Raw genomic sequence first — 13,995 nt, forward strand, 5'->3', positions numbered from 1 at the left:
GGGGGTGTCCGCAATTCTTCTGTGAGTCGAAAGGGACCCACGAAGACTGTTCAAATATGTCTTTTGAACATCGTCAGACGGTCGTCAGACGGGGGGTGTCCGCAATTCCAGTCCCTGGCAGGAACGGGGGGCGTCCGCAATTATTCCCCTATTCAGGGCCTACCAAGCCGATTTCCGTGGTGGTAGAAGTAGTGACTGCAATATTCTTTCTTAGGCTAATCAAACAATAGTAATCGGACAACGGGGGGTGTCCGCAATTATTGGTATTGCAAGCCATACCGATCCTCCTTTCGTGGAGCGATGGAGCCAGTATAAAAAGTCGCCGCAGGATAACGGGGGGTGTCCGCAATTCTGGCGGGCTAGGTATCAACCAGGTGCTCTTGGTTATTGGGTTTCAGAGGCGATCTCCTTAGCGATATGCCCGTAGGTCGGTGCGTAATTGTCGTCGTTGAGTAGGATTTCGATCGTTTCGTCTATCGGAATCGATAGCGCGGCCTCCCACCGCTCGCCACCACGGCTACCACCCGTCACCTTATCCATATTGATCACGCCCGTCAACTTTAGATCTTGGAGTCTGTCACGCATCCGGCGCTGCACGAGGGGAGTTTCATCCACGGATTTGGCGTACGTCGAGTAATAATCGTGAATCTGGTTCGTCCGCGCTGGCGTTTTGCCCCGCGCTTCGAGATACAGCAAACCACACAATGTGAGGAGATCGTCCGAAGTATGGTCGTCAAGCATATTCTTGATATAGCTCTTGTTCACCTCTCGTTGGGCCTCCTCGACGTGGTCTATCGTGACATGTTCTGCTCGTTCGTTGTGCGCTATCGTTGCCGCTTGTCCGAGCAAATCGATCGCCTGTCTCGCCGACCCACGCTCACGCTCAGCGTTTTCTGCACACTTCTCAATAACTGACTCAGAGACGACTTCGCTCTCGATACTGACGAGCTGGCCATCTTCGTAGACGAGTTCAGTATTGGTGAGACCTTTCGCTGCTCGTCGATAGAGTATACTCTTTAACTGGTCAATGGTGTAGGGTGGGAAGTCCACCTCTGCCTCGTACAGAGCGTCCTTGATCCGAGGTGAGAGCTTCGATTTAAATCGTCGATCGTTCGAGATTCCGATGACTGAACATCCGATATTGTCGTCCAACTCTTCGGACGAATACGCTCGCGGAAGCTTATAGAGAATATTTAAATCATCGTCTTGATCGTCCCTGATTCTGTCAATTTCGTCAAGAATATAGATGTATGTCCCCCCACGCTCGTTCATAACGTCGAATAAGTCAGAGTAGAGGTTATCGAGCGTCTGTCCCCGAGGCTTCTTCCGCAGGCCTTTTAGCTCCTTCAACGCTGTTGTCAACACGTGATACGATTTATTTGCTGAATTGCACTCTATGTAGACAATAGTTACGTCTAGCTCCTGCTCTTCAGCGAATTCTGTGAACTGGTCACGTTTAAGTCGCACTGCTGCCGTCTTCCCTTGGCCGGGCTTCCCATAGATGAACAAATTGCGAGGGTTCTCTCCTCGAGCGGCTGGTTCTATCGCGCTATGGATCGAGTTGAGTTCAGACGTGCGTTCTGGCATCGTCTCGGGCTTCATCTTATCCCCCTGGAATACGTCACCATTTTTCAACACAGTTGATGTTGTTGAAAATTCTTTCAACCCGGTCTGCGAGGAGGACGTCTTTTGCGGGTCGGACGTATTCTGGTCAGCCATATACAGGTCATCGGGAGAGAGGTACATAAAATCTGGTGTCCGGAATGTCCGTATTGTCCGGGATTGGGCGATGTTTAATACGGGGGGACGGGGGGTGTCCGCAATTTTCAGCAGGCGGTACTACCACTATTTGGTAAGAGAAACTCCAGAGGAAGACAAGGGAAACAGAGAAGATTGCTAGTATAGAGATCTATACGCTAGGTATCGGTAGGTTAGACGAAGAGCCGTTTCTGGTCTAGAACTCCTTCTTCTAGTCTTCTAGAAAGAAAGCTAGTATAGTAGTAATATCGTTTATGGTATCGGTATTTATTGCTCCGAAAGACATCTAGAATCGCGTTCTAGTAGCTGAGGCTAGGCTAGTGTACAACGAAATTAGGGAGGTTCACGGCCTCTACGGGGCAGTAACTCTCATTCCATGAAATCAGCTACTGAGAACGACTGATGTGCCTCGTAAGGTACATCGTAAGACGCCAAATTGCGGACACCCCCCGTCCCTCCCTTTCCCTTCATCTACTAGTTCGTTTGATAAGTTAGGAATACGAACCGCCTCTGTCTGACGTACCCGTCTTGCCAGTCGCGTGTAGATCAGGACGGATCAGGCCATACAGCATGCAGATATCACGGGGATGTTCCGTGGACGAACAGAGGGCGGCTAGACGACTGCCGTCACATCGATCATCACGCATTGAACCCGTGTTCTAAGATGATCTCTCCCATCGAGTGATCCAGCAAAAACGTTGATAACTGGTGAATAGAACTATGACACTAACTCACTGTATGGCGTCACTTCACATCACTGACTGTGCTGACTACGATACCTTCGCCCGCTCGTGGCACGCCCACTCTCTCGACCGGGATGATGTGTCGCTGGCGCCCGCTCGCGATCGGGGGCTTATCAACGAGGACGAGACGCGATTGTTCTGGCAGTTACTCGGCCAGCTCGCTCCTGATGAGCTGTTGTTTCGCTTACCCGAGTGGCTGGCCGAGGAGAAAGTCGGCTTCGTCGAGGGAGGCGCACCGACGGTATTTGTTGGTCGGATCGAACGCGAGACGGACAAGGCGATTCTCGTCGCTGAATCAGCGGCCGCCCGCCCACTCGCGAAACTCGCCCATCGCATTCATCATCTTGAGGAAGCGCTCGAGACGCTCTCGGAGGCTGATCCAGAACGGCGGGCATGGTTGTCGAAACGCCGTGAGACAGCGCGACGAGAATTCGAGCAGCGTGAGGATGTCAGTGGTCTTCGCGAGGGATGGCTCCCAAAAAGCCAACTTTGTAACGTGATCAGACGGGTCTGACCGGACTTCATCTCCACCGATGGGACCGTCTTGAGCGACACTTCCTCGTCCTGGTCGGAGATGGGAAGCAAGCGTAGCGACTACCGGCCCCACGCCTCGTCGAAGTACTTGCTCACAACTGATCTGGATGTGGTCAGCGATGTCCCTACTCTGTGTGGAGATGAGAGCGCACGTGGAACGTTGCGTACTGCGTTTCGCCTATCTGGTTCCGACTTCGCTCACGAGCTGCTGAATCGCTTGTACTGTAAGTAGTGAGGAGGATCCTAGGATGACCCTAGGTTTCACCCTCTTGGACTGTCCTACCGTACGACTGTCCACAGTTGCACTGACGAGCCCTGATCGATGGTACTCTTGATCGTTTCGTCGGACAGGGTGCGTTCTTGAACCAGAAACACGTGCTCCGAGCATTCCTCATAACGGCCGTGCTAATGTACGAAACGGCCGACAAAGACACAGCTACAGATGAGGACGAGGGGGTTGGTTACGCAGGGAATCGACGAGCACCAGGGTCCAGCACACCGAGACAACTCGCTGGGTGACAACATACCCTCTACTTAGCGAATAGTTGATGAGTGGTTATTTCTAATATCAGTGTAGGGGCAGAAGAGTGCTTCTTCCGTCGTCGATAGATATTGGAACTCCAACACGATATCCTATGTCGTTGACTATTGATAGTCCTCGAAGACATCTTTTTCGTGGGTTATCGACGCAACCGCGAGATCGATGAGTCGCGCCCCGAGCCCACTGATCGCATAGTATGAGTAGGGCTGATGTCTGTCAGGATCGGTCTGCTTCCAATTCGTGATCAGGTTGGCCTCCACGAGCGTGTCGAGATGCGTATGGAGCGCGTTTCCGCTTCGCCCGGTGAGCGTCGAGAGTTCTTTTGCACTCATCCCATCGGCGTCACGTAGCCGATAGAGGATGGCGAACCGAAGTGGGTGAGCCAGCGCCTTGAACCGATCTATGAAATCAGCGAGTTCGTGTGGGTCACTGTCGTCGAGCAGCTCTGCGGTGACAGCAGCTATCAACTGCGCTGCTGCAGTTTCCTCCTCGTCGGCTTCCGCTTGGGTGCTTGCCATGTAGACTGATACACGGTCAATAGACAAGAAGGTAACGACTGTTACTTTCTTCAACACAGCCGGTCTACAGTGGTCGTAGCTCGAGAAACGAACAGATGGCTTTTTACTCGTATTCGCAGTAGTGGTTAGTATGCGTGAGTATGATGGACGGCCAATGCGAGAGGTTCTCCTCGAGCGGCTACCTGCCCCTGCCTTTGCGGACTTCCTTGTGTATCTCATGGGTCCCTACACGACATTCGAACTGGACTACGTTCTCGCACCAGAGACGGAGTCAGAGCATCTCAAGGCTGATCTCGGCGCGTTCACAGCTGCTGACCGGGCATTTATCGCGGAGCTCGAAGCGCTCTGTTCGGAGCTTCGTGCCGATCCAGGCGTGAATGCGTTCATCGCGACGGATCCTGCCATTCCACTCCCCGAGGATGAGAATGCGACCGCTGACACCCCGACGATGAACGCGATTGCGCAGTCGAAGGCCTTCGCTGAAGCCAGCAATGCGGTCGGGTTCATTCTCCCGATTGCTGGCGTCCGAGACGGCGTGAGCGCTGAAATCGGCGCCGTCTTGGAAGCGATGGATCTCGAAAACGATGATCCGAGCCCGCCGGTAAAGGATCCACGGCGCTTTCGCATCTTTGTCGAAACCGGGATCACGAGTACTACAATTCACGCGACAGAAGACGAGTACAGCGTGCCGATCGTCGAATACGAGACGAAAGGGCAACTGCGGAAAGAACTCCACGACTTTGTGACGGATGTCGCCACGCTCGAAGCCACGGGAATTCTCCCGTCGGTCCAGGACGAACTCACACGCGATCATGTCTAATCCGTGGCACTCGTCTGCTAGTGATGGGACTGACGTCGATACATCGCGCTCATTACTAATCCCCGAGTGAACAGCCAAAATGCAAAAATTCGTACTGGTTGGCGTGACGATACACGCGAACGATCGTCACTAACCAGCCGGCGACCTCAGTGAGAAGGCCCAGTGCAGCGGGATGAAGCACATCTACTTCTTGTACCGCCTTCGGCGTCGTGCCGACACTCCTCCTACACCGTGGTCATGGTCCTTCTCGAGAGTGTGCCTCTTCTCTCTATTGCACTCGCTCGCATTCGACTGTGCCTCTCTGAGAACGATCAACGGTGAGGCGTCGATGGACCCTCCGGATGAGCACGAGCGTAAGACCGCCGTCACTGGGGACGCCGGTATCAGCCCGGAGTGAGATAGAGGCGGTCGTTGACTTCGTAGAGATAGCCCCGACTGAGCAATTGCGTGAGCGCGACGTCCGCTTCCGCCTCGGTAAACCCCTGATTCTGCAGTACGTTGCGTGCAATCGCTTGACGCATCCCCTCGGTCTCTTGCATGGGCGCTTTGAGCTGCGCAAGTGCGTCGCTGGCGAGCGAGCCGAGTGGGGTTTGTCGTGATGAGGTAGGGTCCATGGGCGATCGTGGGGAGCGGGTAGATCGGCTAGTTAGATGATTGCGTACTGTACTCTCTCGGGCAACACGTCTTGAAGCTTTGGCCATCCACTACTCGCACACTGCGGCCCAGTAGGGCACGTTCTCACGGCTATCGTGTCATCCCGTCGATGTGTTCGTCCTCTCAGCCGTCTGTGGCGCTGCCGATCGCTCTCTGAGGGGTATGCGGACATGACGGGGGACCGTGTTGGTGACGGAGGTACCCCACGTTGCAAGCGAAAAACTGGCGAAAACGGTGGCATGAGCCAGTCTCTCTACGATCTAGAGACGGTGGCTGCGTCGTTACCTCCATAGGCTGTCGGCAGCCACGGATACTCATTCGGCCGTGACGGGCCTCAGACACACCCCCCACGTCCGCTGCGATGACGATAGTGGCCGTGGTCACTCGTACCTCCTAGTCAGTCGGTGCGCGAAGAACGCCGTTGTCCGCTTCTCAAGGTGCAGCTGGACGTCTTGCGGTTCACCGTCGATCTCAAGCCCGGCGGTATGAACCGTATACATCCCGCGGACGTGCTCAAGAAACGCCGAGCGCACTGCCTCGACCGACTCGAAGTCGGTTGCTGATCGACTCACGAGGAGGTTTCTGGCGTCGTGGAACGTCTGCTCGCGAACGGTCTCGAAATCAGGGTGCCGCTCCTCGTCGGCTGACGGCTTGTCTGCTCGCATGGGTACTACCGTTCACACTCTTCGTTGACATCCTCCCCGGCGTAAACGCCGGGAGACGCACGGCGTCTCCCGAGCCTCGCCTCACGTCGTTCAGCGAGACGCCGGGGGCTCCTCGCGGTGGGAATCTCGCTTACCGACCCACGGAGGCAACTTGCGGGTTCGTATGCTCCTCGTTGGGACAAGAGCGTGGTGACTCCGACCAGTTGTGGTCGTCCCACTTGAGGCATACAGGCCGTGCCATCGGCCGTGATACCGTCGTTTACCGTTCCAAGAACGTCTCGGACGTCCCGAGAACCGAAGGTTCTCGGGGGCACGCAAGACGCGTCGCGTCTTGCGTACGCCGTAAGGTCCGCGTGCCCCTCGAAGCCGCACGGACACGTCAGCGTATCGCGGTGGCGCGTCGTTCGGTCGGTCGAACTACAGTTCGGACACTCTTGGGAAGTCCACGCTTCGACCGGATTTCGACCGTGATGCCGAACTCCTCGGCAGTACAGGCGAGCCGCTTCACGAACGCCCAGATGTGGTGCGTCTTGGCGTTCATCTCCACCGTCTCGTGTGTGTCGAGTACGTCGTTGAGAGCGCCGACGTACACCGTGGAGGTGCCCTCGCCATGCAACCGTTCGAGGAGGTCGACTCCTTTTCGGAGTCGCGACAGAGGTTGCTCGTCTCTCACCTCTAACCAAGGATTCAATCAGGGAGATACTGTTGGCGCAACTGGGCCACGTACTGCGCGTCCCAGCTCTTGGTCTCGACGTAGTAGGTGAGGGCGGCCCTGACGTAGCCGACAGGCAGGATATCATGCGTTGCGAGCGTGCAGAGGATGTGCGGTGTCGTGAAGAGTATATTCCGGTCGTTGAGGGCGAGGGTGATGAAGAGGTAGTTAGTCGTGTTGAACTCGTCTGTGATGAACAGATCTGCCTCCAACTCGTTCGCTAGCCAGATCCCCTCGGATTCTCCGCGATCGAGTCCGTAGTCGAGTGGATCGTCGGTCCGGTTATCGACATCGTGTGTCGTCAGATGGTGTGCTGCCTGGAGGACGAGGTCGGCGGCTGCAGACAGGAGATCACCGCTTCCTGTTGCTTCGGTGATCTCTCCGAGGACACTCGCGGGTGTGTGGATGTCGTACGCGATGAGGAGTGCTTTGAGTGGATCTGCACCAGAGGGGGCCGTTAGACGGTTGTCGACGACGGGAGTGGCGAGATTCAACAATACATTGGTGTAAACAACGGCAACGGCGTTCTCCGACATCGTCAGGCGTGCGACTCGTCATCGGAGTCAGACGAGGGAGTGTCCGTCCATTCGGGGATCTCGCCGTCGTAGAAGACATCATCGCTCGGAAGGGTGTCCTCGAGCTGGGGTTCGGCAGGTGTCCGGTCGACCGACGCCCGGAGGAGTTTCATTCGCATTGCTTCCTCGCGCCCAAGGACCGCTTCGACGGTGTTGTAGTCGACGCGGTCATTGTAGTACGCGTCGCTAAGACGCCGACGGAACTCCTCGTCATGTGTGAGGGTTTCGAGTTCATCCTCGAGAGCGTCGATGAGAAGACGGGTCCGAGAGATATCGAGGATTTCAACGACACTGTCGGCACGCTCAATGAGAGATCTCGGGGCGTTGAAATCGACTCGTGTTTTCTCTTCAGCCATCATTCCATGTGTAGATTCTACACATACTTAATCTCGTTGCCGTCCGTCTCAACTGGCTCATCGTAGCCGTGAGTAAATAATTTCGGGAAACAGCTCAACGGCAATGTACTACAGGAGGACACCTCTAGTTCCAGTACCTCACAAAGTATCCTCGGCAAAAACGTAGCCCACATTCGAACTAGGAGTCGTCCCCTTGGTTTTCCGTGTCGAGTGTCCTGTCCGGGTGTACTTATACGGCCGCGTCGTAGCGAGCGCCATGACCGGCGACGATGAGCCAACCCAGCACTGTGAGATGGCTGCTCCTATCGATCTCGAGGGTGCGCTATCGAGGGCTGGCATCGAACACCTCGAGGTCGTCAACGAGGTCGTCGATCCATGCTTCGATCGTACTGTGCATCTCGTCTGTTCGCGTGTCGGTCTCCTCGAAGGAGGCCGACGAGTCGCTCGTCGTAGCCATGATGTTCTGAAAGTCGCCTTCCTGCGATTGCTTCGATTCAGCCCGCGCCGCACCCCTGACGGCGCATAAAAAACTCGTGACGGCGGTTAGCGGAGGGCGGCGTTCTCATCAGCGAAGCCGACTGTGACGAGGTAGTCGAGAAATGACTCGAACTGGTTGATGTCGCTGGGCCTGTCGGTCGCGAGGTGGCATACCCACTCGATGGCCCACTGGAACACCGGATCAGTGCCGCCCTTGCCGTGGATATACCACCAGCGGGCGGCCTTCAGCGCGACGAGCGGATTCGTCGGCGGCTGCTCGGTCGCGAGCGCCTGCGTAATCGACCGGGGTTCCTCGGGGACATCTTCTGGTTCGACCTCAGCTGACTGGCTGTTCGCTCCGTCGACTGGAATTGCATCGATCGAGACGTCGCTCGAATGCTGTTGTTGGCTCACGGAAATCACCATCTCGGAGGGCGCGAAAAACGGGTCGCTGCATCAGGCAGGCGGGAGGTAGACGCTCCGATCACCGGCGATCTCCTCGAGGTTGTTCCGATGCCGGTGCGAGAAGTAGCACTCGTAGCAGCAGTACCCACAGACTGCTCCTGTGTCGTACTCGGCGACGTATGGGCCACGATCAGTCGTCCAGACGTTGGCGCGGCACTCGGTACACGCCGCGCTCTCGATATCGCCTCGCGTGGGCCCGGAATAGGTGAGTTCGGTCTCGTCCGCCTGGGGTGTCGGATCGGGCCAGACGCCGTGGTCCTGCCAGAATTCTTTGAGCCGGCTGAGGCTATGCCGGACTGTCTTCCGGACCGTGACGTGGTCGGCGTCGCGACCGCTGTCGTCCCAGCCGTCGGCTGTCCAGAACTCGCCGAACTGCGCGCCGCGATGCAGACCATTCCAATCGAGGCCGACGATGTCAGCCGGCGGGTCACCCGTCAGCGTTGGCTGGGTGAGCTGCTCCACGACCTCGAGTTGCTTGGGTGGACTGCCACCAAGGATGTGGACCCGACGGCCACGCCAGTCGATGGGATCGGAGAACTCGCGTGCAGGTGTGTCCGCATACCCTCGCGAGTACCCAAGCACCATATCGTCGGGAACCGCCTCAATGGCGGCCCGGCATTTCGGGACGATGATGAACTCCGTCTCGGGCAGTCTCTCCTGGAGCTCTCGAATCGTGTCGACGTACGACTGTGCTTCTGCAGCGTCGTAGGCGTCACCGATGATACCCACGTCGGGTTCGTACTCGAGCGCCCGCTTGACGTACCGGTCGAGGTCTGGATTCCGAAAATCGTTATCGAGCATTCCGACCGGGCACTCGAGGGTCTCGAATTGCAACTGCTGATACGTGCAGTCCTCGCGAAACCCAGGGAGGAAGCCGAGGGTCAAAGCATCGAGCGCAAACGGAACCCGATGGAGGAACGCCACGTACACCGCTTGTCGGGCGTCAGAGTGTGTCTCAGTAGAACTGTTGCTAACTGGGTCTGCGCTGTCGCGAATAGCCATGAGGAGTTTCCTGCGGGACTCCGTCGCCCCGCAGGGCTCTCCGGGGCAAGATAGACCTCGCTAGTATTAACTAACGGAAGTAGTAAATGGTACTGCGTGTTGGTTAATCTCCGAACAGACTGCATCGCTGTCTTGTCATCTGTGAGCGTCTGTTGATCGGCGTCAGTATCCGCGAAGAGCGTCGACTGATCTCCTGTTGAGAAATGCGCTACTTCTGGCCGGTCGTCGACGCCGAACTCACTAGCCGCGGGGCGATCGAGCCGCGATTCGCGGTCGCGATGATCGACGTCTGCACCGAAGTCCTCGAGCGAGGTCTCGACGCTCGTCTCGGTCAGTTCGAGCTGGCCGTCCTCACCGAACGCAGTCTGTCGCTGAATCACAATCTCGGGTCGGTCGCTCATCTAGTTCGAAGCCTCCACCTCTGATGGCGTCGACAAACAGCCCGTGAGCGTCCATTTAGGTGTCTTCTGACCGAAGCTCGCTGGCTCGGTCATCGAGCCGGCGAAGGATTTGGAACCGTTGCTGGTGAGCGTTCTCGTAGGCAACGCACGCTCGCAGCGTCTCCATGTCGTTGATCGTCGCGATGCCGGCGTTGATGAGTCGTGTATTCGGTGGGTCGAGACGCTGTTCTGGGGACAGTTCGCTCGAATCTGGGTCGCTCACTCCTGGTCGCCTCCACGCCTCCTGAGGCGACGAAAAACAGCACCCGCCCGCTACTCGTCGTCTCCTGGTTGGATCTGGCGAGCGTCCTCGGCGAGGTCGTGGATGTACTCGCGGAGGGTTTCCATGTCCTCGAGCGTTTTCGCCTTCACTTTGGCCGTGAGTTTATCCTGATCGCGGGTGCCTGTACCGCGAGTGAGCTTCACGGTGAGTGAGACGCCGACATCGCTTCGTTCGACGTACTCGGTTCGGTTCGTGCGTTCTTCACTGGACGACGATTCAACTGCTCGACTTGGTTGTTGCTTCGAGTCAGACATTCGTTCTCCACGAGAGCCCTCTGACAGCTCTCACACCCCTTCAGAGGGTGAAAAACACGTGGCTAGTCTGCGCTAGCGGGAGTGCTGTCTACGTCGATGTCGTCGAGAAGGGGATAATCGATGTGCATCTCGATTTTATCGAAGGGGACAACTGGCTGGATCGCTCCCCCAGGGCCTCCCTCCTTGAGTTCGAGGATACCCAATACCTCCAGCTGTTTCAGGTCTGCATGGACATCAGAGACGTCGCGGTCGACGAGTCGTGCTGCCTCCCGCATACTTGAAGGGCGCTCTTTGGCGATCGCCTGAATGAGATTGAGGCGCAGTGGGGTGAGGCTGTCGACGAGATCATCATAGGTTCCGAACTGGAGTACTGCATGCTCATCGCTTTCGTCCAGTTCCTCAGCCTCGGCAGCCTGAATGAACTGGAGCGTATCCTCTCGGAGCTGTGCTCGGTCGCCGACGGTGATGTGAAGCGTGGTCATGTTCGGGTGTGTTGGATGTGTGTTTTGTCTTCTGTCAATAGGGACGTGGCGGGTTGCCACCAATGGTGTCCCAGTATTCGTCAGCACTGGCCCAGAACTCGACGACGAGTTCTTCCATACCGGGGAAATCGACGTCTGCGTCACCGGCAGCGGTGTGGAGTTCGTGGCCTTTGGTGTCTTCGTGGGCGTTGTCGTAGCGGATGAGCGTTAGGTCTTGCAGCGTTCCCAGATGAAGGGTGTACTTCCAGCCGGACGGGTAGACATCTGTATCGGTCGTCCGTCGGATGACGACGTTCTCGACGAGTCCGGCTTCGACGTGGGTGTAGCGGTGCGTGAGTTCGTGGCCCATCCCTCACCCGTTGGGTAGCCGCCCAACACTATAAGTGTGTTGGGAACATTCCCAACAGCTACTCAGACGATTGTGGGATATCACTATCCTGCTATGGGGCGATGGTCTCAGTGGTCGCTGGAGGGCTTCTCGCGACGTGGATCGTCGTCGAGATTCTCCTTCTCGATCAGCCCTCGTGGACGTTGACCGAGGCAGTCTACTTCGCGATCGGGGTAGCCATGGTGGCGCTCGGGGTCATTCATGGATGGACGTAGGCGAACAACACGATGTGAGGTCGTAGATTCCCGAACGACAGGAATCAGCGGCTAGATCAAGGGACGTTCCACACGTATTTCCACTCGAGACGAAAAATCATGAGAACAGCCCACGAATTCGGACGATTCAGGTCAGACACTCCGGGCTTGGATACGGCACGGCCATGGCGACGACGCATCCGCAGAACGGCCGGGGCTGCACTTCTCGGGGTCGCTTACTGGACGGTGGTCCGCCCGCGGATGATGAACTGGGGCGCGACGCCGGCGGAGGTCGAACGGTCACTCCCGGGCGACGACCTGCTCCCGGACGCTGACGCCGAATCGACAATGGCGATCAGTATCGAGGCGCCACCCACCGATATCTGGCCGTGGCTGCGCCAGCTCGGCCAGGAGCGTGGCGGGTTCTACAGCCACGAGTGGGCAGAGAACCTCGTCGGGCTCGACATCCACAACGCGGACACCATCGTCACGGAGTGGCAGGACTTAGCTGTGGGCGACACGATTCGGCTCGGCAGGGCCGATCGATACCCGGACGCGACGCTTGAGGTCGCCGCACTCGACCCCGAACGATCGCTCGTCCTACTGACGCCCGGCGACCCGGCGTGGTGGGTCTGGTCGTTCGTGTTAGAACCGGTCGACGAGACGACGACGCGACTGCTCGTCCGGTCGCGCATCCGCCTGCCGGAGAATAGACTGGTCCGCGTCGCTGCCCAGTCGGTGCTCGAGCCCGTTACGTTCGTGATGACACACGGGATGCTTCGAGGACTTCGATCGAGAGCCGAGCGACTCGCAGCATCGCAGACCAGGCCAGTCATCGCTACTCGGGACGTATCCACATGATACCTATCCCGTCAATAGTTCATGAGGCACCTGGCCATTCGCGTGTAACGAGAATCTCAGTGGGTATCTATCACGGTATACGACAGAGATTGTAGTACACATGAGCGCTACTGACCTCAGTACAGACGTTTGGGACGTCGATGAGAACGGATTCCCGGCCGATGCACCGTTCGAAGATCGTCTACGATTCCTGCTCCGATATTCGATCCTCGCGCCATCGAGCCACAACTCCCAGCCGTGGTCGTTCGCCGTCGACGGTGACACCATCCACATCCACGCAGATGACTCGCGCTGGCTCGAGGTCGCAGATGCGGGCAGGCGCGAGCTCCACATCAGCCTCGGCTGTGCCCTCGAGAATCTGTTGATCGCTGCTGCTCGGTTCGATTTCGGCTTCACCGTCGAATATGGGACAGACAAAAGCGACGCGGTCGTCTCCGTTCGATTCGACCCCGCCGTCGCCCCCGACCAGTCCGACGACGTAGCGCTCTTCGAGGCGATCACTACACGGCGGACGTCCCACCAGGTATTCCTGGACCGCGTGATTCCGTCGTCGACACTTGATCAGCTCCGAGCACTCGTTCGCGAGGACGACGTCGACCTCCTGCTGATCGATGATGAGACGCGGAAAGAGAAAATCGCTGAACTCCAAGTCGAAGCAGACGAACGGCAGATGGCCGATCCAGCGTATCGGCGGGAACTCGGTCACTAGGTTGGCATCGGTGCGCTCGGTGCCCCGTGGCTCATGGCCCGCATCGGACAGCTAGCCGTGACGTATCTCGACCTCGGCGAGCGGGAGGGAGCAAAGAATTCGAAGCTCATCACGAGCGCACCCACGGTCGCCCTACTGACGACACCCGACGACTCGGTCGAAGCACACGTCCGGACCGGGCAGGTCTTCGAGCGACTGATGCTCGCCGCCACGCGAAAGAGCGTGGCCGTCCACCCGATGAGTCAGATACTGGAGCGACCGGACCTGAAGCGCGAACTGGCCGAGGAACTCGAGATCACGGACGCGACCCCGCAACATCTGTTCCGGCTGGGATACGCCGAGGACGACGATGAGGAGACACACACGCCCCGCTGGCCGGTGACGACGGTGCTGCGATAGTACGGCGGACAAACTGTACTCCTCTCCCGAACCGGAACACAGATTCGGGATGGCAGATCAACGAGAGTCCGAACGTCCTCTCTCAGATGATCAGTCCCTCCCTCAACAGTTCGTCCCGATGGACTACTCCGTGTGACGCGTCCCCGAACGACGCCAGCGGTGGCT

Annotated in this window: 18 protein-coding genes and 3 pseudogenes; 6 read left to right on the forward strand and 15 right to left on the reverse strand. The window is 57.5% G+C overall.

All coding sequences use genetic code 11. From position 1 onward, the window contains the following. Positions 1 to 384: 384 nt before the first annotated feature. Positions 385 to 1,719, reverse strand: a complete 1,335-nt coding sequence (locus NKI68_RS00750; protein WP_254544782.1) for a Cdc6/Cdc18 family protein — start codon at positions 1,717 to 1,719, stop codon at positions 385 to 387. A 777-nt stretch (positions 1,720 to 2,496) separates the two neighbouring features. On the opposite strand from NKI68_RS00750, the gene NKI68_RS00755 reads away from it, so the two are divergent. Beyond that, positions 2,497 to 3,015 (forward strand): hypothetical protein, encoded by a 519-nt coding sequence (locus NKI68_RS00755; RefSeq protein ID WP_254544783.1) that lies wholly within the window; start codon positions 2,497 to 2,499, stop codon positions 3,013 to 3,015. A 665-nt stretch (positions 3,016 to 3,680) separates the two neighbouring features. Here the strand turns inward: NKI68_RS00755 and NKI68_RS00760 are convergent. After that, a complete protein-coding gene (locus NKI68_RS00760; protein ID WP_254544784.1) occupies positions 3,681 to 4,094 on the reverse strand; it encodes a winged helix-turn-helix domain-containing protein in 414 nt (137 codons plus the stop codon). Positions 4,095 to 4,248: 154 nt separating this feature from the next. Here NKI68_RS00760 and NKI68_RS00765 point away from each other — a divergent pair, with 154 nt between their 5' ends. After that, the gene (locus NKI68_RS00765) at positions 4,249 to 4,914 is read left to right on the forward strand and encodes a DUF7509 family protein (protein ID WP_254544785.1); all 666 of its coding nucleotides are present in this window, start codon (positions 4,249 to 4,251) and stop codon (positions 4,912 to 4,914) included. Between the two features lie 383 nt (positions 4,915 to 5,297). Here the strand turns inward: NKI68_RS00765 and NKI68_RS00770 are convergent, their stop codons facing one another. From NKI68_RS00770 to NKI68_RS00830, 13 genes and pseudogenes are all read right to left on the reverse strand, one after another. Then, the gene (locus NKI68_RS00770) at positions 5,298 to 5,528 is read right to left on the reverse strand and encodes a hypothetical protein (protein ID WP_254544786.1); all 231 of its coding nucleotides are present in this window, start codon (positions 5,526 to 5,528) and stop codon (positions 5,298 to 5,300) included. Between the two features lie 420 nt (positions 5,529 to 5,948). Then, positions 5,949 to 6,233 carry a hypothetical protein gene (locus tag NKI68_RS00775; protein WP_254544787.1) on the reverse strand — a complete coding sequence of 95 codons (285 nt, stop codon included), beginning with the start codon at positions 6,231 to 6,233 and terminating at the stop codon, positions 5,949 to 5,951. A gap of 130 nt (positions 6,234 to 6,363) precedes the next feature. Then, positions 6,364 to 6,864, reverse strand: a pseudogene (locus tag NKI68_RS00780) (zinc ribbon domain-containing protein); the annotation flags it as partial. 56 nt (positions 6,865 to 6,920) lie between these two features. Further along, positions 6,921 to 7,481, reverse strand: coding sequence for a hypothetical protein (locus NKI68_RS00785; RefSeq protein ID WP_254544788.1), 561 nt, complete (start codon positions 7,479 to 7,481; stop codon positions 6,921 to 6,923). Positions 7,482 to 7,483: 2 nt separating this feature from the next. Then, positions 7,484 to 7,876: a hypothetical protein gene (locus tag NKI68_RS00790; RefSeq protein WP_254544789.1), complete on the reverse strand. Its 393-nt coding sequence runs from the start codon at positions 7,874 to 7,876 to the stop codon at positions 7,484 to 7,486. Positions 7,877 to 8,207: 331 nt separating this feature from the next. Then, positions 8,208 to 8,333, reverse strand: a pseudogene (locus NKI68_RS00795) (DUF955 domain-containing protein); the annotation flags it as partial. Between the two features lie 86 nt (positions 8,334 to 8,419). After that, on the reverse strand, positions 8,420 to 8,767 hold the full coding sequence (locus NKI68_RS00800) for a DUF8013 domain-containing protein (RefSeq protein ID WP_254544790.1): 348 nt from the start codon (positions 8,765 to 8,767) through the stop codon (positions 8,420 to 8,422). Positions 8,768 to 8,809: 42 nt separating this feature from the next. After that, a complete protein-coding gene (locus NKI68_RS00805) occupies positions 8,810 to 9,820 on the reverse strand; it encodes a DUF6610 family protein (RefSeq protein WP_368410894.1) in 1,011 nt (336 codons plus the stop codon). A 125-nt stretch (positions 9,821 to 9,945) separates the two neighbouring features. After that, positions 9,946 to 10,221, reverse strand: a pseudogene (locus tag NKI68_RS23720) (hypothetical protein); the annotation flags it as partial. Positions 10,222 to 10,276: 55 nt separating this feature from the next. Beyond that, entirely contained in the window at positions 10,277 to 10,483 is a 207-nt protein-coding gene (locus NKI68_RS00815) for a DUF8129 domain-containing protein (protein ID WP_254544792.1), read from the reverse strand. Between the two features lie 50 nt (positions 10,484 to 10,533). Then, complete coding sequence (locus NKI68_RS00820; RefSeq protein WP_254544793.1) at positions 10,534 to 10,797, reverse strand: DUF7389 domain-containing protein; 264 nt, start codon at positions 10,795 to 10,797, stop codon at positions 10,534 to 10,536. A 62-nt stretch (positions 10,798 to 10,859) separates the two neighbouring features. Continuing rightward, a complete protein-coding gene (locus NKI68_RS00825) occupies positions 10,860 to 11,279 on the reverse strand; it encodes an HVO_A0114 family putative DNA-binding protein (protein ID WP_254544794.1) in 420 nt (139 codons plus the stop codon). 34 nt (positions 11,280 to 11,313) lie between these two features. Continuing rightward, complete coding sequence (locus NKI68_RS00830) at positions 11,314 to 11,628, reverse strand: toxin-antitoxin system TumE family protein (RefSeq protein ID WP_254544795.1); 315 nt, start codon at positions 11,626 to 11,628, stop codon at positions 11,314 to 11,316. Positions 11,629 to 11,729: 101 nt separating this feature from the next. Between NKI68_RS00830 and NKI68_RS00835 the strand changes: the two genes are divergently transcribed. The 4 genes from NKI68_RS00835 (at position 11,730) to NKI68_RS00850 (ending at position 13,830) form a co-directional block, all read left to right on the forward strand. After that, a complete protein-coding gene (locus tag NKI68_RS00835) occupies positions 11,730 to 11,882 on the forward strand; it encodes a hypothetical protein (protein WP_254544796.1) in 153 nt (50 codons plus the stop codon). A 240-nt stretch (positions 11,883 to 12,122) separates the two neighbouring features. After that, positions 12,123 to 12,722, forward strand: a complete 600-nt coding sequence (locus NKI68_RS00840) for an SRPBCC family protein (RefSeq protein WP_254544797.1) — start codon at positions 12,123 to 12,125, stop codon at positions 12,720 to 12,722. 100 nt (positions 12,723 to 12,822) lie between these two features. Further along, entirely contained in the window at positions 12,823 to 13,431 is a 609-nt protein-coding gene (locus NKI68_RS00845; RefSeq protein WP_254544798.1) for a nitroreductase family protein, read from the forward strand. A gap of 33 nt (positions 13,432 to 13,464) precedes the next feature. Next, complete coding sequence (locus NKI68_RS00850; protein ID WP_254544799.1) at positions 13,465 to 13,830, forward strand: nitroreductase family protein; 366 nt, start codon at positions 13,465 to 13,467, stop codon at positions 13,828 to 13,830. Positions 13,831 to 13,995: the final 165 nt, after the last annotated feature.

The organism is Halomarina pelagica, assembly GCF_024228315.1.
Lineage (GTDB): Archaea > Halobacteriota > Halobacteria > Halobacteriales > Haloarculaceae > Halomarina > Halomarina pelagica.

Coding starts and splice junctions, on each gene's coding strand:
- NKI68_RS00750 (WP_254544782.1), bottom strand. CDS start 1,719: ATGGCTGACCAGAATACGTCCGACCCGCAAAAGACGTCCTCCTCGCAG.
- NKI68_RS00755 (WP_254544783.1), top strand. CDS start 2,497: ATGGCGTCACTTCACATCACTGACTGTGCTGACTACGATACCTTCGCC.
- NKI68_RS00760 (WP_254544784.1), bottom strand. CDS start 4,094: ATGGCAAGCACCCAAGCGGAAGCCGACGAGGAGGAAACTGCAGCAGCG.
- NKI68_RS00765 (WP_254544785.1), top strand. CDS start 4,249: ATGCGAGAGGTTCTCCTCGAGCGGCTACCTGCCCCTGCCTTTGCGGAC.
- NKI68_RS00770 (WP_254544786.1), bottom strand. CDS start 5,528: ATGGACCCTACCTCATCACGACAAACCCCACTCGGCTCGCTCGCCAGC.
- NKI68_RS00775 (WP_254544787.1), bottom strand. CDS start 6,233: ATGCGAGCAGACAAGCCGTCAGCCGACGAGGAGCGGCACCCTGATTTC.
- NKI68_RS00785 (WP_254544788.1), bottom strand. CDS start 7,481: ATGTCGGAGAACGCCGTTGCCGTTGTTTACACCAATGTATTGTTGAAT.
- NKI68_RS00790 (WP_254544789.1), bottom strand. CDS start 7,876: ATGGCTGAAGAGAAAACACGAGTCGATTTCAACGCCCCGAGATCTCTC.
- NKI68_RS00805 (WP_368410894.1), bottom strand. CDS start 9,820: ATGGCTATTCGCGACAGCGCAGACCCAGTTAGCAACAGTTCTACTGAG.
- NKI68_RS00820 (WP_254544793.1), bottom strand. CDS start 10,797: ATGTCTGACTCGAAGCAACAACCAAGTCGAGCAGTTGAATCGTCGTCC.
- NKI68_RS00825 (WP_254544794.1), bottom strand. CDS start 11,279: ATGACCACGCTTCACATCACCGTCGGCGACCGAGCACAGCTCCGAGAG.
- NKI68_RS00830 (WP_254544795.1), bottom strand. CDS start 11,628: ATGGGCCACGAACTCACGCACCGCTACACCCACGTCGAAGCCGGACTC.
- NKI68_RS00835 (WP_254544796.1), top strand. CDS start 11,730: ATGGTCTCAGTGGTCGCTGGAGGGCTTCTCGCGACGTGGATCGTCGTC.
- NKI68_RS00840 (WP_254544797.1), top strand. CDS start 12,123: ATGATGAACTGGGGCGCGACGCCGGCGGAGGTCGAACGGTCACTCCCG.
- NKI68_RS00845 (WP_254544798.1), top strand. CDS start 12,823: ATGAGCGCTACTGACCTCAGTACAGACGTTTGGGACGTCGATGAGAAC.
- NKI68_RS00850 (WP_254544799.1), top strand. CDS start 13,465: ATGGCCCGCATCGGACAGCTAGCCGTGACGTATCTCGACCTCGGCGAG.